This is a genomic window from Sphingomicrobium sp. XHP0239 (genome assembly GCF_039555325.1).
Classification (GTDB): Bacteria; Pseudomonadota; Alphaproteobacteria; order Sphingomonadales; family Sphingomonadaceae; genus Sphingomicrobium; species Sphingomicrobium maritimum.
This window is the reverse complement of record NZ_CP154608.1, coordinates 2,109,708-2,129,041: the sequence shown is the minus strand read 5'-3', so window position 1 is coordinate 2,129,041 and position 19,334 is coordinate 2,109,708. Positions and strand designations below refer to the sequence as shown.

General features: G+C 64.0%; 23 protein-coding genes. 12 read left to right on the top strand and 11 right to left on the bottom strand.

The window, feature by feature from the left end:
- Positions 1–11: 11 nt before the first annotated feature.
- The 9 genes from WJT74_RS10775 to hemE all read right to left on the bottom strand — a co-directional run bounded on the left by WJT74_RS10775 (position 12) and on the right by hemE (position 9,058).
- Positions 12–869: a ParB/RepB/Spo0J family partition protein gene (locus WJT74_RS10775; protein WP_343344699.1), complete on the bottom strand. Its 858-nt coding sequence runs from the start codon at positions 867–869 to the stop codon at positions 12–14.
- Positions 869–1,648, bottom strand: coding sequence for a ParA family protein (locus tag WJT74_RS10770; RefSeq protein WP_343344696.1), 780 nt, complete (start codon positions 1,646–1,648; stop codon positions 869–871). Before WJT74_RS10770 ends, WJT74_RS10775 begins: the two co-directional genes overlap by 1 nt.
- Positions 1,645–2,250 carry a 16S rRNA (guanine(527)-N(7))-methyltransferase RsmG gene (rsmG, locus tag WJT74_RS10765; protein WP_343344693.1) on the bottom strand — a complete coding sequence of 202 codons (606 nt, stop codon included), beginning with the start codon at positions 2,248–2,250 and terminating at the stop codon, positions 1,645–1,647. Before rsmG ends, WJT74_RS10770 begins: the two co-directional genes overlap by 4 nt.
- A 4-nt stretch (positions 2,251–2,254) precedes the next feature.
- A complete protein-coding gene (mnmG, locus tag WJT74_RS10760; protein WP_343344690.1) occupies positions 2,255–4,048 on the bottom strand; it encodes a tRNA uridine-5-carboxymethylaminomethyl(34) synthesis enzyme MnmG in 1,794 nt (597 codons plus the stop codon).
- A gap of 51 nt (positions 4,049–4,099) precedes the next feature.
- Complete coding sequence (gene mnmE, locus WJT74_RS10755) at positions 4,100–5,371, bottom strand: tRNA uridine-5-carboxymethylaminomethyl(34) synthesis GTPase MnmE (RefSeq protein ID WP_343344688.1); 1,272 nt, start codon at positions 5,369–5,371, stop codon at positions 4,100–4,102.
- A 13-nt stretch (positions 5,372–5,384) separates the two neighbouring features.
- The gene (locus WJT74_RS10750; RefSeq protein ID WP_343344686.1) at positions 5,385–6,113 is read right to left on the bottom strand and encodes a TerC family protein; all 729 of its coding nucleotides are present in this window, start codon (positions 6,111–6,113) and stop codon (positions 5,385–5,387) included.
- 10 nt (positions 6,114–6,123) lie between these two features.
- Complete coding sequence (gene rho, locus WJT74_RS10745; protein ID WP_343348174.1) at positions 6,124–7,380, bottom strand: transcription termination factor Rho; 1,257 nt, start codon at positions 7,378–7,380, stop codon at positions 6,124–6,126.
- 182 nt (positions 7,381–7,562) lie between these two features.
- Complete coding sequence (locus WJT74_RS10740) at positions 7,563–8,015, bottom strand: CopD family protein (RefSeq protein ID WP_343344684.1); 453 nt, start codon at positions 8,013–8,015, stop codon at positions 7,563–7,565.
- The gene (hemE, locus tag WJT74_RS10735) at positions 8,015–9,058 is read right to left on the bottom strand and encodes a uroporphyrinogen decarboxylase (RefSeq protein ID WP_432215241.1); all 1,044 of its coding nucleotides are present in this window, start codon (positions 9,056–9,058) and stop codon (positions 8,015–8,017) included. Before hemE ends, WJT74_RS10740 begins: the two co-directional genes overlap by 1 nt.
- Positions 9,059–9,348: 290 nt before the next feature.
- Here hemE and WJT74_RS10730 point away from each other — a divergent pair, with 290 nt between their 5' ends.
- From WJT74_RS10730 to WJT74_RS10685, 10 genes are all read left to right on the top strand, one after another.
- Positions 9,349–9,924 (top strand): Maf family protein, encoded by a 576-nt coding sequence (locus WJT74_RS10730; RefSeq protein ID WP_343344678.1) that lies wholly within the window; start codon positions 9,349–9,351, stop codon positions 9,922–9,924.
- On the top strand, positions 9,924–10,739 hold the full coding sequence (locus tag WJT74_RS10725) for a shikimate dehydrogenase family protein (protein ID WP_343344676.1): 816 nt from the start codon (positions 9,924–9,926) through the stop codon (positions 10,737–10,739). The genes WJT74_RS10730 and WJT74_RS10725 overlap by 1 nt, the downstream gene beginning before the upstream one ends.
- Entirely contained in the window at positions 10,736–11,329 is a 594-nt protein-coding gene (gene coaE, locus WJT74_RS10720; RefSeq protein WP_343344673.1) for a dephospho-CoA kinase, read from the top strand. Before WJT74_RS10725 ends, coaE begins: the two co-directional genes overlap by 4 nt.
- Positions 11,330–11,337: 8 nt before the next feature.
- Positions 11,338–12,045, top strand: a complete 708-nt coding sequence (gene dnaQ, locus WJT74_RS10715; RefSeq protein ID WP_343344671.1) for a DNA polymerase III subunit epsilon — start codon at positions 11,338–11,340, stop codon at positions 12,043–12,045.
- A gap of 61 nt (positions 12,046–12,106) precedes the next feature.
- Positions 12,107–12,676, top strand: a complete 570-nt coding sequence (hpf, locus tag WJT74_RS10710; protein ID WP_343344669.1) for a ribosome hibernation-promoting factor, HPF/YfiA family — start codon at positions 12,107–12,109, stop codon at positions 12,674–12,676.
- Positions 12,677–12,737: 61 nt separating this feature from the next.
- Positions 12,738–13,202: a PTS sugar transporter subunit IIA gene (locus WJT74_RS10705; RefSeq protein WP_343344667.1), complete on the top strand. Its 465-nt coding sequence runs from the start codon at positions 12,738–12,740 to the stop codon at positions 13,200–13,202.
- Complete coding sequence (locus WJT74_RS10700) at positions 13,183–13,653, top strand: PaaI family thioesterase (RefSeq protein WP_343344665.1); 471 nt, start codon at positions 13,183–13,185, stop codon at positions 13,651–13,653. The genes WJT74_RS10705 and WJT74_RS10700 overlap by 20 nt, the downstream gene beginning before the upstream one ends.
- On the top strand, positions 13,650–13,988 hold the full coding sequence (locus tag WJT74_RS10695) for a DUF1491 family protein (RefSeq protein ID WP_343344662.1): 339 nt from the start codon (positions 13,650–13,652) through the stop codon (positions 13,986–13,988). The genes WJT74_RS10700 and WJT74_RS10695 overlap by 4 nt, the downstream gene beginning before the upstream one ends.
- A 176-nt stretch (positions 13,989–14,164) precedes the next feature.
- Positions 14,165–14,866, top strand: coding sequence for a cell wall hydrolase (locus tag WJT74_RS10690; protein ID WP_343344660.1), 702 nt, complete (start codon positions 14,165–14,167; stop codon positions 14,864–14,866).
- Positions 14,867–14,916: 50 nt separating this feature from the next.
- A complete protein-coding gene (locus WJT74_RS10685; protein WP_343344658.1) occupies positions 14,917–15,384 on the top strand; it encodes an MmcB family DNA repair protein in 468 nt (155 codons plus the stop codon).
- A 10-nt stretch (positions 15,385–15,394) separates the two neighbouring features.
- Here the strand turns inward: WJT74_RS10685 and WJT74_RS10680 are convergent, their stop codons facing one another.
- Complete coding sequence (locus WJT74_RS10680) at positions 15,395–15,997, bottom strand: ankyrin repeat domain-containing protein (protein WP_343344655.1); 603 nt, start codon at positions 15,995–15,997, stop codon at positions 15,395–15,397.
- A gap of 71 nt (positions 15,998–16,068) precedes the next feature.
- Here WJT74_RS10680 and WJT74_RS10675 point away from each other — a divergent pair, with 71 nt between their 5' ends.
- On the top strand, positions 16,069–16,485 hold the full coding sequence (locus WJT74_RS10675) for a YcgN family cysteine cluster protein (protein ID WP_343344652.1): 417 nt from the start codon (positions 16,069–16,071) through the stop codon (positions 16,483–16,485).
- The gene (locus tag WJT74_RS10670; protein ID WP_343344649.1) at positions 16,475–17,149 is read left to right on the top strand and encodes a M48 family metallopeptidase; all 675 of its coding nucleotides are present in this window, start codon (positions 16,475–16,477) and stop codon (positions 17,147–17,149) included. Before WJT74_RS10675 ends, WJT74_RS10670 begins: the two co-directional genes overlap by 11 nt.
- Here the strand turns inward: WJT74_RS10670 and WJT74_RS10665 are convergent.
- Complete coding sequence (locus tag WJT74_RS10665) at positions 17,117–19,321, bottom strand: transglycosylase domain-containing protein (RefSeq protein ID WP_343344647.1); 2,205 nt, start codon at positions 19,319–19,321, stop codon at positions 17,117–17,119. The two genes, WJT74_RS10670 and WJT74_RS10665, sit on opposite strands and share 33 nt — an antisense overlap.
- Between the last annotated feature and the right edge of the window lie 13 nt (positions 19,322–19,334).

The following is a 19,334-nucleotide window of genomic DNA, read 5'->3' as shown; positions in this document are numbered from 1 at the left end:
CTGTTCGCTGTTCAGATTTGTTCACCGCTCAGGCGCTGACAGATGAGATCGAGCTGGTCGAGCGTTCGATATGACAGCGTGACCGTTCCGCCGGAATTTCCGTTGCGGACCTTCACGTTGAGCCCCAGCATATCGCCGAGTTGACGTTCGAGCGCGGCGATGTCGGGATCGGACGGACCGCGGGACTTGGCAGTGCGAGTCCCGCCTGCGCCTGCAGGAGCCTTGTCCCGGACGCGGGCTTCCACTTCCCGCACCGACAGCTGTTGCGCCACGACTTCCTTCGCGAGCGCACTGGGATCATCGGCGCCCAGAAGCGAACGCGCATGGCCCATCGAGAGGTCGCCGTCGGCCAGCATCCGCTGGACGTCTTCCGGCAGGTCGAGCAGTCGGATCAGATTGGCCACATGGCTTCGGGATTTGCCGACGATCCGGGCGATATCCGATTGACTATGCTCGTATTTTTCCGCGAGCGCCTGATAGGCGCGCGCTTCCTCAAGCGCGTTGAGATCTTCCCGCTGGATATTTTCGATCAGCGCGAGTTCGGCGGTGTTGCCGTCGTCGCTCTCGCGAATGATGGCCGGGATTTCATGAAGCTGCGCCTGTTGCGCTGCGCGCCAGCGCCGTTCGCCGGCGATGATTTCGAACCGATCGCCCTTCGCGCGAACCAGGATCGGTTGGATGACCCCCCGTTCGGCGATTGACTGAGCCAGTTCGCCCAGGGCGTCCGCGTCGAAATGGCGCCGCGGCTGGTCGGGATGGGGTTCGATCCGATCGATCGGCAGGGCCCGGATCCCGCCGTCGGAGCGTCGGTCCTCTCCGTCTTCCAGCAATGCGGACAGGCCGCGGCCGAGACCCGAAGGACGTGCCATCAGGCGGCCTCCGCCGGCATTGGCAGACGATCGATCACCTCGCGTGCCAGCGAAAGATAGGCGGCACTGCCCGGACATTTGAGATCATAGACCAAGGCCGGCAGACCGTGGCTGGGCGCTTCGGAAACCCGGACATTCCTCGGGATGATGGTCGAAAGCACCTTGTCGCCGAGACAGGCGCGTACGTCGTCGGCAACGTGCAGCGACAGCTTGTTTCGGCGATCGTACATGGTGAGCGCGATGCCGAGGATCTCAAGATGCGGGTTGAACCCTCCCTTTACCCGCTCGACGGTCTTCAGCAGCTGAGAGAGGCCCTCGAGCGCGAAGAACTCGCACTGCAGCGGCACGATCAGGTGCCGCGCCGCGACGAGGGCGTTGACGGTCAAAAGGCCGAGCGAGGGCGGGCAGTCGATCAGGCAGATATCCCACCGATCCGCGTGGCGATCGAGCGCCTCCTGAAGCCGGGTCGCGCGATCGGAAGAGCCGACGAGTTCGATCTCCGCACCGGAAAGGTCGACTGTCGATGGCACGAGATCGAGCCTCGGAACCTTCGTTTGGGTGGCGGCATCGGGAAGATCCACCCCGTCGACGAGCAACTCGTAGCTCGACGAACGACGGTCGCCAGCGGGCACGCCGAGCCCGGTGCTCGCATTCCCTTGCGGATCGAGGTCGATCAGAAGAACCTTCCAGCCGATCGCCGCCAAAGCGGTGGCGAGGTTGATGGCCGTGGTGGTTTTCCCCACTCCGCCTTTCTGGTTGGCAACCGCGATCGTGATCATGCCCTGCCCTTTCGTTTCGCCCGGTCGATCAGGAGGATCCGCGCTTCCTCGTCGGTGACGCTGGGCGCTACCGTCACATCAAGGTGCCAGAGACGCCGTGCTTCTTCCAGTTCGCGCATGGCCTTTCGTCCCTTCGGAAGCACCCACCGTGTCTTTTCTGTGGATAGATGGTGGGAAAGCGCGAGAAACTTGGAGAGCGGAGCCACCGCGCGCCCCGTGATGATGTCGTACGATCCGGACAGCGCCTCTGCCTTCGACTCGACGATCCGAATATTAGCGAGACGAAGGCGTTTGACCATGTCGTGGAGAAACGCTGTTCGGAGAGGACGTGGCTCCACCAAAGTGAAGTGGTGTTCCGGTCGAACGATAGTCAAAACGATGCCCGGAAGACCCGGGCCTGCTCCAATATCGACCCACGTTTGGGCCCCAGCCGGGGCATGCTCGATCAACTGTATACTATCGGCAATGTGCCGATCCCATATATCCGATTCTGATTGCTTCGAGATCAGATTTTGCTTGCCGTTTTCTTCCAGCACCGCGTCGACGAATTTATACAAAAGGTCTTTTGTTTCACGTGAAACGTCAGCTTGAAGGCGGTCCATAGCCTTAGGCGACATGGCGAAGCGCAAAATGCAGAGCGGTAACGGCGGCGGGGTTGACCCCTGGAATCCGTCGGGCCTGCCCAAGATTTGTGGGGCGTGCGGCGTTGAGGCGTTCTTCCATTTCCTTCGACAGGCCGGGAACGGCGGCGAAATCAAAGGATTTCGGGATGCCCGTCTCCTCATCGCGCTCTACGCGCGCCCATTCCTCTGCTTCCCGCTCAATATAGGGACGATAATAGGCGTCGTTCGCTGCTTCGGCCGCGGCCGCATCGTTGCCGAGAAGCTCGGTCGCGCGCGTGCGACTATCGTTTCGCGCGATCCACGCAGAAAGCGGCCGTGACGGGCCTTCGAGCCCCAGCTGCTCGGCGGCAACCGGTATGTCGAGACGAGCCAGTGCGGCTCGCTTCGAATCCTGATGGCGCTCGATGCGTTCACGATGGGCGGGAGAAATTCCCGCCCGATGTGCGAGCGAGGAAAGACGCTCGATGGCATTATCTGCGCGCAGATGAAGCCGTCGCTCGGCGCGCGCCGTCATCATGCGGTAGGGTTCGCTGACCCCCTGAAGGGTGAGGTCGTCCACCATTACCCCGATATAGCTCTCGCGTCGGTCAAAGAGGAAAGGCTCTTTTCCGGTTACGTATGACGCCGCGTTCAGTCCGGCGACGAGCCCCAGAGCCGCGGCCTCTTCGTACCCGGTCGTCCCGTCGATCTGTCCGGCCATGAATAAGCCCGAGATGTCGCGATGCATCAACGTGTGGTCGAGGCGGCGGGGATCGCAAAACTGATATTCCACCGCATACCCCGGGACGACGATCTGCGTTTGTTCCAAACCTTCGATCGTTGCGATCATCTCCTGTTGGGCATCGGCAGGGAGCGAGGTGGATATCCCGCTCGGATAGACCAGATCGGTGTCCAACCCCTCGGGCTCAAGGAAGATCTGATGTCCGTCTCGATCGGCGAAGCGACGAACCTTGTCCTCGATCGACGGGCAATAGCGAGGTCCCCGGCCGTCGATATCGCCCGAATAAAGGGGAGACTGGTCCTCGAACTGGCTGATGACGTCATGAGTCGCGGCATTGGTGCGCGTGATCGCGCAATCGCGCTGCGGACGTCGCTTCCCGGAGGGTTGGATGGAGAAACGCCATTCATCCTGATCGGACGGTTGAGGTTCGAGCCGGCTCCAGTCGATCGTCCTCCCGTCGAGCCGGGGGGGCGTTCCGGTCTTGAGCCGTCCAGCAACGAGACCCAGGGAATGAAACTGCTCGCCCAGTGCTGTAGCAGCTCGCTCCGAAATTCGTCCTGCTTCGTGGGAAGCCAACCCACGGAAAATCCGTCCTCCCAAAAAGGTCCCTGTTGCGATAATGACCGCTTTCGCCGCGACGACGCTTCCGTCGGCCAGTTCCACGCCGGAGACTTCGTCTCTCTCCAGAAGCAGTCGGATGACGTCACCCGCTATGAAACGTATCCGGCTCTCCCTAGTCCGTTCGACGATCGCCTTCTGAAAGAGGCTACGGTCTGCTTGGATGCGGGGGCCGTGCACGGCGGGTCCTTTGCTCCGATTGAGCATTCGATAGTGGATGGCCGCACGGTCGGCCGCCCACCCCTGGGCACCTTCCAACACGTCGAGTTCGCGCGTGAGATGCCCCTTTCCAACCCCACCGATGGAAGGATTGCAGGACATTTGACCGATATTATCGCGATCGAAGGAGATTAGCGTCGTGACGGCACCCATTCGGGAGGCCGCGAGAGCTGCCTCCACGCCTGCGTGGCCTGCACCGATGACGATAATGTCGCTCATGTCATTCTATTGGTGGGCAAATCGGCCAATCGCAAGGTGTTTCACGTGAAACTACTTGCCGAGACAGAAACGGGAGAACACGCGGTCCAAGACGTCATCGAGGGTTCCCACACCCAAAAGTTCCTCGAACCGTCGCCGAGCCATTGTTAGGCTAGAGGCCAGAATCGGGAGGTCATGCGCAGGGCCGGCCAGTTCGTCGAGTATGTCCGACAGCAACTTACGATGTCTCACATTAAGGACGGCCTCGTTCGGCCCGGGCAGGATTTGCGCCGCCGCTTGCCTCAGCGCCGTCAACAAAGCCCGTTCACCATCCGACGACCGTGAAGAGACCGGAACACCCGGCCACCACGTTTTCACAAGATCGCATTTTGGTGACACTTGGATCGAGTTTGCGTGTTGCGGTTGGGAGTCGGGGTCTCCGAACCATATGAGGATGTCGGCGCTGCTGACAGCGCCGTGGGTTCGATCGATTCCGGCGCGCTCGATGCGATCGTCCGTCATGTCGCGCACGCCAGCCGTATCGACGAAGATGTAGGCACGGTCATCGAGGCGCACCGGATATTCGATACTGTCCCGGGTAGTTCCGGGCCGAGAATCGACAATCGCACGATCGAAGCCGACGATCTTGTTGAAAAGGCTGGACTTTCCGCTGTTGGGTGGCCCCGCAAAGACGACGCGGATCCCGTCATGCAGCGGTCGGCGCGAGGGCGAGCGTAGCAGGCCTTCGATATCGGTCTTCAAGCCCTCCAGCAACGTAGAGACGTCGTCGACGCGTGCGATCTCGTCTTCGTCCCCGACATAGTCGATCGCCGCTTCGACCTGCGCGCTCAGATCAATGGTTCGTGACAGAAGGATGTGGATCTCGCCGGACAGACCTCCCTTCATCTGCGTCATGGCCTGGCGGCGCTGCTCTTCGGTTTCGGCGGCCAACAGATCGGACAGCGCCTCCGCCTCGATCAGGTCCATCTTCCCAGCCATGAGCGCACGGCGGGTAAACTCTCCCGGTTCGGCGAGGCGGACATCGGGCTGCGCCACGAGCAGTGCGATCACGCGATCGACGATCGCCGGACTTCCGTGAAGATGGAACTCGACCCCATCCTCGCCCGTTGCGCTTCGCGGCGCATCAAAGCGCAACACGATCCCCTCGTCGATCAGCGACCGGTCGGTCGGATCTCGCACTTCACGAAGAGCGACCTCCCCCTTTTCAGGAAGCGCGCAGAGGGTCGCGGCAGCCGCATGGGCGCCCGCTCCCGACAGCCGAACGATCGCAATCGCCGACGGCAGCGCGCCCGAAGAAAGGGCGACGATGGTCGACCCCGCCATCGCCCGACCGTTGCTAGCCCAACAGCTGGCCGACCCCGACAGTGGGGTCGGTGAAGCCTTCGTAGATCATTTTGCCCGCGACATAGAGGATCACGGCGAGACCGATGTAGGCGATCCATTTGTAGCGTTCGATATATTTGGCGATGATGTTCGCGGCGACGCCCATCAGCGCCACCGAAAGGATCAGGCCGACGATCATGATGCCCGGGTGATCCTTCGCCGCCCCCGCGACCGCGAGGACGTTATCAAGGCTCATGGAAACGTCCGCGACCGCGACGGCCCAAGCAGCGGCCGCAAAGCTCTTCGCAGGCTTCATGCCCGAATGTTCATCACCTTCGATTTCGGGGCTGCCCGCGCTTTCGCCCATGTGATTGAGTTCGCGGTACATCTTCCACGATACCCACAGGAGGAGAAGCCCGCCGGCGAAGATAAGGCCAACGATCTGAAGGAGTTGGACCACCACGAGCGCAAATGCGATCCGCAGCACCAAGGCCGCCAGGACCCCGATGACGATGACCTTTCTGCGCTGGTCGGGTGGAAGGCCGGCGGCGAGCGCGCCGACGACGATCGCATTGTCGCCCGCCAGCACGAGGTCGATCGCAAGGACCTGGAGAAACGCCGACATGGCGCTGGGCGAGGTGATGTCGGAGAAATCCGCGACAATCGCGTCCCAGATTTCCGCCGGGCCGCCGAGCGACAGACCTTCGGTCGCCGAGGCAAGGAGAAGAAGCAGCGTTTCCATGGTCGCGATCCTACTGGTTCATGCTCGCGAAGAAATCTTCGTTGGACTTGGCGTCCTTCATCTTGTCGAGAAGGAACTGCATCGCGTCGATGGTCCCCATTTGCATGAGAATGCGGCGCAGCACCCACATCTTGGAAAGCGTGGCCTGGTCGACGAGCAGTTCTTCCTTGCGCGTCCCGGATTTACCGACGTCCAGCGACGGGAAGATGCGCTTGTCCGACACCTTGCGGTCGAGGACGATTTCACTGTTCCCGGTGCCCTTGAACTCCTCGAAGATCACCTCGTCCATCTTGGAGCCGGTATCGATCAGCGCGGTCGCGATGATCGAGAGCGATCCGCCTTCCTCGATGTTGCGTGCGGCGCCGAAGAAGCGCTTCGGCCGCTGGAGCGCGTTGGCATCCACACCACCGGTCAGAACCTTGCCCGAGCTGGGCACGGTCGTGTTGTAGGCGCGGCCGAGGCGCGTGATGCTGTCGAGAAGGATGACGACGTCCTTCTTGTGCTCGACGAGGCGTTTGGCCTTCTCGATCACCATTTCGGCGACCTGCACGTGGCGCGACGCCGGTTCGTCGAAGGTCGAGGACACGACCTCACCCTTCACGCTGCGCTGCATGTCGGTGACTTCCTCGGGCCGCTCGTCGATGAGCAGGACGAGCAGGAACACCTCGGGATGATTGTCGGTGATCGCCTTGGCGATATTCTGGAGCAGTACGGTCTTACCCGTGCGCGGCGGCGCGACGATGAGCGCGCGCTGGCCCTTGCCCAAGGGCGCGACGATGTCGATCACCCGCGCGCTCTTGTCCTTGTCGGTCGGATCGGCGCTGTCGAGCGTGAGTTTCTCGTCGGGATAGAGCGGCGTCAGATTGTCGAAATTCACGCGCTGGCGAACCGCCTGCGGATCGTCGAAATTGACCTGCGTGACCTTGGTGAGCGCGAAATATCGTTCGCCGTCCTTGGGACTGCGGATCTCGCCCTCGACCGTGTCGCCGGTACGAAGCCCCATCGAACGCACGATGTTGGGCGCGACGTAGATGTCATCGGGACCGGCGAGGAAATTCGCTTCGGGGCTGCGGAGAAAGCCGAAACCGTCGTTGAGCACCTCGATGGTGCCCATGCCCATGACCTTCTCGCCCTCTTCGGCATGTTCCTTCAGGATCGAGAACATCAGGTCCTGCTTGCGCAGCGTGCTCGCGCCCTCGACGCCCAGCTCTTCGGCCATCGCGACCAGTTCGGCGGGCGGTTTTTCCTTGAGTTCCTGAAGATGCATCATGTCGAAAAAAGTCTCTTTGGCGGGGGTCTGGGAAACCCGGTTCGGATGCAGGACGCAGGACCAAACCGTCGGGGCGACGAACGAACGGATCGCTTCGCTTGGGGGAAGCAACGCGCCACCCTCGCGTTACCCATCGGCAGGTAAATCCACCGACCCTCTAAGTCAACACGGCTTGAAATTCAGAAGGGGCGGACCACCGCGAGAATGACGATCAGGATCGTGAAGATTCCCGGCACTTCGTTGAGCAGCCGAAGCGTCTTGCCCTCGAACGGACGTTTGCCCGCGGCGAGCTTTCGGCGAAAGGCGCCGATCCAGCCCTGATAACCCGTCAGCAGGACGACCAGCAGCAGCTTCGCGTGGAACCAGCCGGCCGAGAAATAGCCGCCGTTGAGCGCCAGACCCAGCCCCAGGAGCCAGGTGATGATCATCGCGGGGCCGAGGATGATCGTATAGGCGCGGTCCTCGCGCTCGATCCAGGCACGGTCCTCGGCGCTGCCCGGCGTGGTCTCGTGATGATGGACGAAATAGCGCGGCAGAATGAACAAACCCGCGATCCAGAAAATGACGAAGATGACGTGCGCCGCCTTGGCCCAGATGGCCGCGACCCCCATCCAGCCGACCAGCTGATCCATCAGCGCTTCACCCGTCCGATCATCGCCTCGACATGCGCGATGGGGGTGGTCTTGTCGATCCCGTGGCCGAGATTGAAGATGTGAGGACGGTCCGCAAAGGCGGCAAGGATCCGGTCGATCGCCCGGAGCATCGGTTCGCCGCCGCCGATCAGCAGCATGGGATCGAGATTGCCCTGCACCGGCATGCCCTCGGGAAGCACCTCGTGCGCCCATTCGGGGGTGACCGTCTCGTCGACGCCGACCGCATCGACGCCGGTTTCTCGGGCATAGGTCGGCAATTTGTCGCCGGCGCCCTTGGGGAAGCCGATGATGGGCGTGTCGGGGCAGCGTCGCTTCACCGCCGCGACGATGGCGGCGTTGGGCTGGATTACCCAGCGCTCGAACTGCTGCGGCGAGAGGCTGCCTGCCCAGCTGTCGAACAATTGGACCGCATCGGCGCCCGCCTCGATCTGCCCGACCAGATAGTCGATCGTCATCGCGGTGATCGCATCGATCAGCGCGGCAAAACGCTCGGGTTCGCCATAGGCCATCTTTCGAGCGGGGGCCTGGTCCTTCGATCCCTGCCCCGCAACCATGTAGGTCGCGACAGTCCACGGACTGCCGGCAAAACCCAGCACCGTCTTGTCGTCGTCGATCAGGCCGCGAACCCGCCGCACCGTCTCGTAGATCGGGTCGAAGCGCGCGGGGCTGGGGACGAAGTCCTCGAGCCGCGCGTCGGCGAGCGGAGGCGACAAGCGCGGCCCCTCGCCGGAGACGAAACGCAAATCCTGCCCCATCGCGTGGGGAACGATCAGGATATCGCTGAAAAGGATGGCGGCGTCGAACGGAAAGCGGCGAAGCGGCTGGACGGTGACTTCGGCTGCCGCCTCCGGATCGTAGACGAGATCGAGAAAGCCGCCCTTCTCGGCGCGCAACTCGCGATATTCGGGGAGATAGCGCCCTGCCTGACGCATCATCCAGGCGGGGGCGGGGTCGACCCGCCGGCCGCGGAGCACGTCAAGCAAGGGCCGGGTCGATCCGCTCACTGCCTTCTTCTTTCTTATTATATATTGAAAGGAATCTAGTAGGTATTGGTCGCTTGGCAGCGGGGAGTGGCACGAACTTCCCGCTTTGCCAACAGGAGTCGATGGCGCTTGACGACGGCATACCCGCGAGTCGCTCGATCCCACTCCCGTTTTCCACAGGATTCGACCTCGCGAGCCCGTGATGTGGAAAAGACGGTTGGTGAAAGCACGGGCAACGGGAGTGAATCGCATCGCTTTTTCTATCCCCGCATTCGCGCTACGCCGGGCCCCATGCTTATCCACAGATCGATCCCGCCGGGGTCTGCGGCATGCTGATCCTCGGATCATCCAGTCCCATTCGCGCCGCGATGCTACGCGACGCCGGCATCGATTTTTCGGTGCAGAAGTCCGCCTTCGACGAAGATGACGTCAAGGTCGGGTTCGAGGGAGAGGCGGCCGACATGGCCGGTGTCCTCGCCCGCGGCAAGGCGCTCGGCGTGGGGGCGGCGGACACGGACCTGGTGATCGGCGGCGACAGCGTGCTCGAGGTCGGCGGTCGCCGTTTCGACAAGCCCCGCGACCGTGCGCAGGCCGCCGAACATCTGTCCTATTTTTCGGGCCGCACGATGACGCTCCACAGCGGCGTGGCGCTTGCCCGCAACGGTGCGATCGTCTGGGATATCGTCGATACGGCACGGCTGGAGGTGCGCCCTCTCGGCGATGTGTTCATCGACCGCTACCTTGATGCCGAATGGCCCGAGGTTGCCTACTGCGTCGGCGTGTTCCGGATGGAGGCGCGCGGCGTCACCCTCTTCGAGCGCATCGAGGGGAGCCATTTCACAATTCTCGGCATGCCGCTGCTCCCGCTGCTCGGAGCGCTTCGCAATCTCGGCGAGATCGACTGATGGCGACACCTTATGCCGAGGTCGTTGGCGACCCGATCGAACAATCCAAGTCTCCCGTCATCCACGCTCATTGGCTGAAGGCGACCGGGATCGAAGGCGACTATCGCCGTCATCGCGTCGGCGAGGGCGAGATGGCGGAATATCTGGCGACAAGACGCGCCGACCCCGACTGGCGCGGCTGCAACGTCACGATGCCCGTCAAGTACGACGCGCTCGACGCCGCGGAGATACGCAGCGATCTCGCCATCGCGGCCAATGCCGCCAACCTGCTGATCCCGAAGGACGGGACACTGGCGGCGGGCAACACCGACGTGGGCGGCATTCTCCACGTCCTGCGGCGCTTTTTCGAAGCGGATCGCCCGATGCGGCACATCGCGCTCTACGGGACCGGGGGCGCAGCGCGTGCCGTGCTGGTCGCGGCGCGTGCGGTCGATCTCGACGGCATCACCATCCACGCCCGCAACGTCCAGAAGGCGACCCGGCTGGCGGTCGAATTCGGCCTGTCCAAACGGCCGGTCGCGCTCGACGTGCCTCCTAAGGCCGACGGGATCGTCAACGCGACCCCCCTGGGCATGGTGGGCCATCGCTGCCTCAACTGCGATGTGAGCGGGATCGATCCCGAAGGCTGGGTGTTCGACATGGTCACCGCGCCCGTGGAGACCGAGCTCGTGCTGAAGGCGCGTGACCGCGGACTCGCCATCGCCGATGGCATCGACATGCTGGTCGAACAGGCCGCCGCCAGTTTCGAAGCCTTTTTCGGTTCGCCGCCGAACAGGGAGCGCGACAGCGAATTACTTGCTATGTTGAGGGAATGAAGACGCTCGCCATCACCGGATCGATCGGCATGGGAAAATCCACGGTCGCCGCGATGTTCGCGAAGCGCGGCATTCCCGTGTTCGACGCCGATGCGACCGTTCGTGAACTTCAGGGCGTGGGCGGTCGGCTGGTGACCCAGATCGAGCGCATGTTTCCCGGCACGACCCGGCACGGCGCGGTCGATCGCGAGGCGCTGTCGGCCGAAGTGCTGAACGATCCCGAGAAACTGAGCCGGCTGGAGGGGCTCATTCACCCCGCGGTCCATCACGAACGTACGCGTTTCATTCTCGATCATGCCGACGCGCCTGCATTGCTGTTCGACATTCCGCTCCTGTTCGAGACGCATGGTGAGGAGAATTTCGACCATGTCATCGTCGTGACGGCGAGCGAGGAGGAACAGGCGCGTCGGGTTCTCGCGCGGCCCGGAATGAGCGAGGGGAAATTCCGGTCAATCCTCGCGCGGCAGATGCCAGACGCCGAGAAACGCGCGAAAGCCGATTTTATCGTGGATACGGGCGTGTCACTCGACCATAGCGAGGCGCAGGTCGCCGAGATCCTTGCTTGCCTCGATATCTCCGAGACATCATAATCCCGCCCATGCGGGAAATCATCTTCGATACCGAAACCACGGGTCTGTCGCCCGCGAATGGCGATCGCATGGTCGAGATCGGCTGCGTCGAGATGATCGACCGGGTGGAAACGGGCGTGACCTTCCACGCTTACTTCAATCCCGAACGGCCGATGCCGAGCGAGGCCGAAGCGGTCCACGGCCTGTCCGACGTCTTCCTGTCCGACAAGGCGCTGTTTCGCGACAAGGCCGAAGAGCTCCTGGAATTCATCGGCGGCGACAAGCTGGTCGCGCACAACGCCAGCTTCGATTTCGGTTTCCTCAATCACGAACTGGGCGCCTGCAGCCGCGAGGCCGTGTGCCTGACGCGAATGATCGATACGGTCGCCATCGCGCGGCAGAAATTCCCCGGCGCCAAGCACAGTCTCGATGCGCTCTGTTCGCGCTTCGGCGTAGATCGGTCGGCGCGCGTCAAGCATGGCGCGCTGCTCGATGCGCAACTTCTGGCGCAGGTCTATATCGAACTGACCGGCGGACGGCAGATCGGTCTGTCGCTGGGGACACGCAAGGAGGCGAGCACATCGACCGCCGCGGTCGCCGTCGCTGCACCCACGCCCGTTCCGCCCACGCGGACGCCCCGCTTCGCCGCGCCGACGGAACAAGAAGTCGAACGTCATCGTAGGTTCGTGGCGCAGATGGATGCGCCGATCTGGGACCGGATCGACGCGGCGGCCTAGCAAAGCCCCGTTCACCGCCCCATATCGCGCCGACGATTGGTTTCAGGAAAAGGAGACAGGCATGGAAATCCGTGTCGCAGGCCATCAGGTCGATACCGGCGAGGCACTTCGGACCCACGTGTCCGATCGGCTCGAGACGATGACGACGAAATATTTCTCCCGCGCCGTCTCCGCCAACGTGACCTTCGGACGCTCTCCCCACGACCAGTTCCGCTGCGACATCGTGGCGCCCGTGACCAACGGCCATGTGCTCAAGGCGTCCAACCGCGCCGCCGATGCCCATGTCGCCTTCGAAGGCGCGGCCGAGAAGATCGAGCGTCAGCTGAAACGCTACGCCGAACGCCTGCGCGAACATCGCAGCGAACCGATGGACGAATTGCCTGCCGAAGCGGATTATCGCGTGCTCGAGATGCCCGGCGAGAATGACGAGGCGCCTGCGCCTTCTGCGCCCGCGATCGTCGCCGAGACGCACACCGACATTCCCGAAGCCAGCGTCGGCGATGCGGTCATGATGCTCGATCTCCGCAATGCCAATGCACTGATGTTCAGAAACGGGCAGACAGGACAGCTCAATATGGTCTATCGGCGCGACGACGAGACCATCGGCTGGGTCGAACCCGGCAAGAAGTAGAGCAGGACAGATAGGGGGTGGACGGACGGCGGACTGCCGTCCCGGCCCCCGGGTACGAGTAATGAACCTTTGTGATTTCATCCCCGCGAGTGCCATCCGCTTCGAGGACCAGGCGCGAGACAAGCGTGCGCTGATCCAGCAGCTGGCGCAGCATGCGGCCCTCAAGTTGGGTCTCGAGCCAGCGCGGGTCGCCGACGCCATCCTCGCGCGCGAACAACTCGGCTCGACTGGGTTCGGTGGGGGTGTCGCCATCCCGCACGGCAAGGTCGAGGGGATCGAGGAAGTCGTCGGCACGGTCATGCGCCTCGACAAGCCGGTCGATTTCGATGCCATCGACAAGATGCCGGTCGATCTCGTCTTCCTGCTCTTGTCTCCCCCCAGCCAGGGCGCGGACCATCTGCGCGCGCTCGCCGCCATCAGTCGCGCCGTGCGCGACGCCGCAACGGTCGAACAGCTCCGCGGAGCGCGCGACCCCGAAGCCTTCGCCGCGGTGATGGCCGGATGCGATGAACGCGCCACCGCCTGACGCCAGCCCGGGCGGCGTCGACGCCCATCTGCGCGGACTGGAATCGCTGTACGCGTCCGCTCCCGTCAATTCCGCGATCGAGAGCCGCCTCTCCCTTCCCGAGGAGGGGCGTTCGCGCATCCACTTCACGATCGAGGAACGGCATTTCCATGCCGCGGGCGCGGCGCATGGATCGATCTATTTCAAGATGCTCGACGATGCGGCCTTCTTCGCCGCCAACAGCCTGGTGACCGATCGGTTCGTCCTGACGACGTCGTTCAACCTGTTGTTCACGCGCCCCATGCAGGCGGGCCCCGCGACCGCCGAGGGGCGATGGGTATCCGGACGCCGCAGGGTCCTAGTCGCCGATGCGCGGATCCTCGACTCCGACGGCGAGGAATGCGCGCGGGGAACCGGCACCTTCATGCGCTCGCGGATCGCGCTGGCATCGCTCGACGGTTATCGGACGTGAACGATCGGCTTCCCTCGGGGCTGGAAGCGAAAGCGCTGATGCGCGCGGCCGAGAGCATGGGGGGCATGGCCATGACGCTTGCGAAGGGCGATCCCGATCGTGGCGATCATCTGGTGCTGCTGCTCGACCGCGGCACCGCCGTCTCGCTGCTGACCCGCGAAATCGGTCCCGATGGACAACGCCACTGGCGTGCGCTTCTGGACGAGGACGCCGAGGCACGCGCCTTCGATGAAGCGATCGCGCGCCGCCGCCGCGTCGATCCCGACTGCTGGGTGATCGAAGTCGACGGTGTCGATCCCGCCCGATATCGCGCGGAAATCCTCGAGATTTCCTAATATGATCGTTTTGGGGTAGGAACGATCCGCATTGGGAGAGCCAGCGGCTGACGGCGCACGGGGAAACGGGGCGCCGCGGCCGCGAGACGGGGAGAAACCTTTTCGCAACCTGTTGAGCGGAAACTCCGCTGTGGTTTGCGATAACGGGAGTCTCGCCGCACCGGCATGGGGATGCCATGATGCTCAGTATCAAACTTCTTGCCTTTTCGTTCGCCGTGTCCACGACCAGCGCGGTGGCACCTGCGCGCGATGCGCTCACGATGGGGAATGCCCCTGCCGTTGCCAGCAGCGTCGTCGCCGATGCCGAACTGCCGATCTTCGCTATTCCCAAGGTCGCCGGCCCCGCCACCGACGCGCTTCTGGAGGAGGGGGACTTGCTGACCGGTCCCGAACCGGAGCCTGTCGAGGAACCGGCGCTGGTCGAGCAGGCGAACGGGAACCCGTTCGAAGCCGTGGAGCTGGCCTCGCTCAGCCTGCCCGAACTGGTCGACCAATTCGCCGGGACCCAGCCGCGCACCGGCGAAATGGACTGTCTGGCGCGTGCCATCTATTTCGAAACGCGCGGTGAGCCGTTGCACGGGCAGCTGGCGGTCGGCGAAGTGATCGCGAACCGCCGCGATTCGCAGCGTTTCCCCGACAGCTATTGCGGCGTCGTCAAACAGCATCGCCAGTTCAGCTTCGTGCGGGGTGGCCGTCTGCCCGAACCGCGTCGTTCGTCGCAGGCGTGGCGGACCGCCGTCGCGATCGCGCGGATCGTCGATGCGGAACATCACTCGACGAGCCTCGACGGAGCGCTGTTCTTTCATGCGCGCTACGTCAATCCGCGCTGGCGGCTGAAGCGCCTCGGCAATATCGGCAACCATATCTTCTACCAATAGGGCACGATCGATATTCGCCTTTTGTTCCCGGGCTCGCTAAGGCTCGGGGCATGACCTGTTTCGATGATTCGCCGACGGTCGCGCTCGACGTGGCCCGCGGGGTCACCCGCCTGTTCGCCCGGCAGCAGTTGTTCATGATCTGCGAGGTTCCGCTGCCGAACGGTCGGCGTGCCGACCTCATGGGGATGGACGGAAAGGGCAAGCTGGTCATCGTCGAGGTCAAGGTCGCGCGCGCCGACCTGATGGGCGACAACAAATGGCGCGACTATCTCGACTATTGCGACCGTTTCTATTGGGCCGTGACGCCGGACCTCGCCGGCATCTGCGACGGGGAGGATTTCCTGCCGGGCGAGGCGGGGCTGATCGTGGCCGACCGGTACGACGCCGCCTGCCTTCGCGAGGCGCGCGAAAATTCGCTGAGTCCTGCGCGGCGCAAGGCCGAAGGGGCGCGATTTGCCCGGCGTGCGGCGCGGCGGCTTGCGGCCGAACTCGATCCCAGCCTGGGCGACGAACGCTGAAGCGATGGTGTCAGCGCAGGATGGGACCGAACTTCAATTTGTTTTCGGGCTCTTCCTCGGGCGTGCCGTCGAGCAATGCGAGCAATTCGGGGGTGCGCGTGTCGCGCCGCGCCAGATCGCGCGCGCTCATTCCGGTGGCATGATCGCTGCGATCGGGATCCGCGCCCGCCTCGACCAACCGGCGCACCATCTGCTCGTTGCGCATGCGCACCGCGATCATCAACGGCGTCTCGCCCAGTCGATTGGCGATATCGGGCTCGGCGCCATAGGCAAGAAGGTCTTCGACCATCTGCACGCTCTGCAACCGCGCGGCGAGGGTCATGGCACTTTCCCCATCGTCGCGGCGCACGTTCGGATCGGCGTTGCGGCGCAGTAGCGCCCGGACCCACGCCTCGCGCTTGTCCTCGGCCATGATGATCAGCGCGGTTTCGCCGTTGGAGCCGCGAAAGTTGATCAGCCGGAATCCCGGATCGTTGATCTTCTCGGAAATCTTGCCGCGCTCGTCCTTGCGAACTTCCTGGAGGAACAGCTCTCCTTGCGATCGCATCTGGGCATGGGCGTCGTCGGTACCGGCGACAAACAGGGCGAACAGCAGACAGAGACGAAGAAACACGGTCGATCGATCCTTGAAAAGCGGCGGCAAGCGCCGCACTAGCAATTGTCGTGAATAGCAAAAAATCCTTGATGGAAAAGCCCTTGCGCGATCTGGACGCTGGCGAATGGGAAGCGCTCTGCGACGGATGCGGGCGTTGCTGCCTGCACAAGGCCGAAGACGAGGACACCGGCGCCTATTATCCCAGCAACGTCGCGTGCCGACTTCTCGACCTCGAGACCGCGCGCTGCTCCGACTATTCCGACCGCAAGTCGAAGGTCCCGGACTGCACCCGGTTGCTCCCCGATGCGGTCGCCGCGACGCGTTGGTTGCCGTCGACATGTGCCTATCGTCTCCGCGCCGAGGGCAAGCCGCTGCCCGATTGGCATCCCCTGCGCACCGGTCGTCCGCAAAGCGTGATCGAGGCGGGGCAGTCGGTCGTCGGCTGGACCATCAGCGAGGACGAGGCGGGCGACATCGAACATCATCTGCTCGATCGTGCGCTCTGATCCTCTCATCCAAATCGTTCGTCACCACCGTGCGCGGCGCTTCCTGCTCCGCTACGATCCCGTCCGCGACCGCGTTCGGTTGACCATTCCCCGCCGCGCGAGCCAGCGCGAGGCCCTCACGTGGGCGGCGACGAAACGCGACTGGATCGAGGGACAGCGACGCCGCCGGGCAGAGGCCGTGCCGTTGACGCCGGGATCGGCAATTCCTTTCCGGGGCGAGGATCTGACCATCTGTCACGATCCCGCCGGCTCTCGCCGGGTGGAGCGGATCGACGACCGCCTCCGGACCGGCGGCCCCATCGAGACCGTGTCCCGCCGGATCGAACAATGGCTGCGGACGGAGGCTCGGCGGCTCCTGTCCGACGATGTCGCGGAATATGCGGCGAGAGCAGGCGTTTCGGTGAAGGGCGTGTCGGTGGGCGATGCGCGGACACGATGGGGGAGCTGTTCGGGCGACGGTCGGCTGCGTTTCTCGTGGCGGCTGGTCTGCGCGCCCGACGCGGTGCGACGGTATGTCGTCGCGCACGAGATCGCCCATCGACTGCACATGGATCATTCGCCGGCCTTCCGCCGTGCCGAAGCAGAACTGGTGGAAGGCTACGTGACGGCGCTGGAAGCGCAGTTGCGTGCGTTAGGACCGGGGCTGCAGCGGATCGGGCGCTGAATTCTCGCCCCCGGTCCGCGGCTGGGGCGGGGGCGGCGGCGGCGGAGGCGGGGGCGGCACCTGCCGCACCCGCGGATCGAGCGGCTCGACCCGTACCGGCTGCTGACCGTCGCGATCGGGCGGCTGGCGACGCTGTGGCGGGGCCTGGCGTTGTTCATTCTGGTCGCCCGCGCGCCGACCGTCGTTTCGTTCGCGCTGGAGCACGTCGTCGAGCCAGTTCTGATCGACGGGCTCGGGCTCGCGGCGACGATCCGGCTGCGGTGCCAGCGGGTCGAGGGGCTCGAGCGGATCCATCTCGATGGGATTGCCGTAGGGGTCGAGCATCGGGTCGCCCTCCATCCAGGCTTCCTCGTCGGGCTCCAGTTGCCATTCGGGCAGCTCGGCCGTCGTCTCGAACTGTTCGACGGGGCGATTGGCGACCGCTTTCTTCATGAAGTCGCTGAAGGCGCGCGCCGGTGCCGTGCCGCCCTGCAACCCGGCGACCTGCCGGTTGTCGTCATTTCCCATCCAGACGCCCGTGGTCAGCCCGCTCGAGAAGCCGATGAACCAGCCATCGCGGTTGGAATTGGTGGTCCCCGTCTTGCCCGCCACCGGCCGCCCGATCTGTGCCGCGCGCCCCGTGCCCGACTGGACGGCGGTCTGGAGCAGATCGGTCATGTCGTCCGCGACCCACGGCGCGACGAGCACGCGGCTGCCCGCCTGACTGTGCGAATAGAGCAGCCGTCCGTCGGCGGTGACGACCTTCGTGATGGCGTACGGCGGACGCGAGATGCCGCCGGCGCTGACCGCGGCATAAGCGCGAGTCATGTCGAGGAGGCGAACCTCGTTGGAGCCGAGCACCATCGAGGGATAGGGATCGATCTGATCGGAAATACCGAAGCGGTTGGCCATGCTGGCGATCGTGCCGAAGCCCATCTCCTCGCCGATTTGCGCGCTGATCGTATTGACCGAGCGGGCGAACGCCTCCCGAAGCGTGATCGCACCCAGATAGGTGCGGTTCGAGTTGCGGGGGGTCCAGCCGTCGATCGTGATTGGCTCGTCGACGACGATATCGTCGGGCCGCAGCCCCTGTTCGAGCGCGGTCAGATAGACGAAAAGCTTGAACGCGCTGCCCGGCTGACGGCGCGCGACCGCGGCGCGGTTGTAGATGCTCTCGACATAATCCTTGCCGCCGACCATCGCACGGACCGCCCCATCGCGATCGATCGCGACCAGCGCGCCCTGCGTGCCCGCGGGGGCGTGGGCATTGATCGCTTCGCTGGCATAATCCTGCATCTGTGGGTCGAGCGTCGTGTAGACGTCGATCGCCTCGGATGTTTCGGAAATCAGCGTGTCGAGCTGGGGCAGCGCCCAGTCGGTGAAATAGCGCGCCGAGTTCGTGCCCGTGCGTTTTTGCAGCCGTATTTCGGCGGGGTTCGCGCTATTGGCCTCCTGCCGCGACAGGAAGCCGCCACGCACCATCACGTCGAGGACGACGTTGGCACGATCGCGCGCGGCGTCGATGTCGGCGGTGGGCGAATAGTTGGACGGTGCCTTGACCAGTCCCGCGATGATCGCCGCCTCGCCGAGGCTCATGTTGGTCGCGTCATGCCCGAAGAAAGTGTTGCTGGCCGCGTCGATCCCGTAGGCGCCGCCGCCGAAATAGACGCGGTTCAGATAGAGTTCGAGGATCTGGTTCTTGGAGAACTTGCGCTCCAGCGCCAGCGCGATGATCGCTTCGCGCACCTTGCGCACGAAGCTGCGGTCGGGGGTCAGGAAGATGTTACGCGCCACCTGCTGCGAAATGGTCGAGACTCCGCGAGCGCCGCCCGGCCCGTCGCCCTCGCGCATCGAAACGTACATGCCGCGCGCGATCCCGACGGGATCGACGCCGGGGTGCGAACGGAAGCGGCGATCTTCCACCGCGACCATCGCTTCCTTCATCGTTTCGGGGATCTCATTATAGTCGAGCCAGCGACCGAAACTGGGCCCCATCGATACCAGGATGCTGTCGTCGGCGGCGCGGACCACGATCGTCTGACCCAGATCGCCACGCGTGCGCAGCTGCTCGTAGGAAGGCAGCGACTGATAGGCGAAGAAGACCGCGATCAACAACACCATCAGTCCGAGGCCGGCCAGCGCCGCGCCCCATTTGAGGATGCCTAGAGAGACTTTACGAAACGTGACGGCCATGAACCCACCGGAT

What these genes read in the sequence shown, in the direction of transcription:
- WJT74_RS10705 (WP_343344667.1), top strand. Translation starts at nt 12,738, where the DNA reads ATGAACCTTTGTGATTTCATCCCCGCGAGTGCCATCCGCTTCGAGGAC.
- WJT74_RS10685 (WP_343344658.1), top strand. Translation starts at nt 14,917, where the DNA reads ATGACCTGTTTCGATGATTCGCCGACGGTCGCGCTCGACGTGGCCCGC.
- rho (WP_343348174.1), bottom strand. Translation starts at nt 7,380, where the DNA reads ATGCATCTTCAGGAACTCAAGGAAAAACCGCCCGCCGAACTGGTCGCG.
- WJT74_RS10725 (WP_343344676.1), top strand. Translation starts at nt 9,924, where the DNA reads ATGGCGACACCTTATGCCGAGGTCGTTGGCGACCCGATCGAACAATCC.
- WJT74_RS10770 (WP_343344696.1), bottom strand. Translation starts at nt 1,648, where the DNA reads ATGATCACGATCGCGGTTGCCAACCAGAAAGGCGGAGTGGGGAAAACC.
- WJT74_RS10740 (WP_343344684.1), bottom strand. Translation starts at nt 8,015, where the DNA reads ATGGATCAGCTGGTCGGCTGGATGGGGGTCGCGGCCATCTGGGCCAAG.
- WJT74_RS10675 (WP_343344652.1), top strand. Translation starts at nt 16,069, where the DNA reads ATGGAAAAGCCCTTGCGCGATCTGGACGCTGGCGAATGGGAAGCGCTC.
- WJT74_RS10730 (WP_343344678.1), top strand. Translation starts at nt 9,349, where the DNA reads ATGCTGATCCTCGGATCATCCAGTCCCATTCGCGCCGCGATGCTACGC.
- mnmG (WP_343344690.1), bottom strand. Translation starts at nt 4,048, where the DNA reads ATGAGCGACATTATCGTCATCGGTGCAGGCCACGCAGGCGTGGAGGCA.
- mnmE (WP_343344688.1), bottom strand. Translation starts at nt 5,371, where the DNA reads ATGGCGGGGTCGACCATCGTCGCCCTTTCTTCGGGCGCGCTGCCGTCG.
- WJT74_RS10690 (WP_343344660.1), top strand. Translation starts at nt 14,165, where the DNA reads ATGATGCTCAGTATCAAACTTCTTGCCTTTTCGTTCGCCGTGTCCACG.
- WJT74_RS10775 (WP_343344699.1), bottom strand. Translation starts at nt 869, where the DNA reads ATGGCACGTCCTTCGGGTCTCGGCCGCGGCCTGTCCGCATTGCTGGAA.
- WJT74_RS10665 (WP_343344647.1), bottom strand. Translation starts at nt 19,321, where the DNA reads ATGGCCGTCACGTTTCGTAAAGTCTCTCTAGGCATCCTCAAATGGGGC.
- WJT74_RS10700 (WP_343344665.1), top strand. Translation starts at nt 13,183, where the DNA reads ATGAACGCGCCACCGCCTGACGCCAGCCCGGGCGGCGTCGACGCCCAT.
- WJT74_RS10750 (WP_343344686.1), bottom strand. Translation starts at nt 6,113, where the DNA reads ATGGAAACGCTGCTTCTTCTCCTTGCCTCGGCGACCGAAGGTCTGTCG.
- coaE (WP_343344673.1), top strand. Translation starts at nt 10,736, where the DNA reads ATGAAGACGCTCGCCATCACCGGATCGATCGGCATGGGAAAATCCACG.
- dnaQ (WP_343344671.1), top strand. Translation starts at nt 11,338, where the DNA reads ATGCGGGAAATCATCTTCGATACCGAAACCACGGGTCTGTCGCCCGCG.
- hpf (WP_343344669.1), top strand. Translation starts at nt 12,107, where the DNA reads ATGGAAATCCGTGTCGCAGGCCATCAGGTCGATACCGGCGAGGCACTT.
- rsmG (WP_343344693.1), bottom strand. Translation starts at nt 2,250, where the DNA reads ATGGACCGCCTTCAAGCTGACGTTTCACGTGAAACAAAAGACCTTTTG.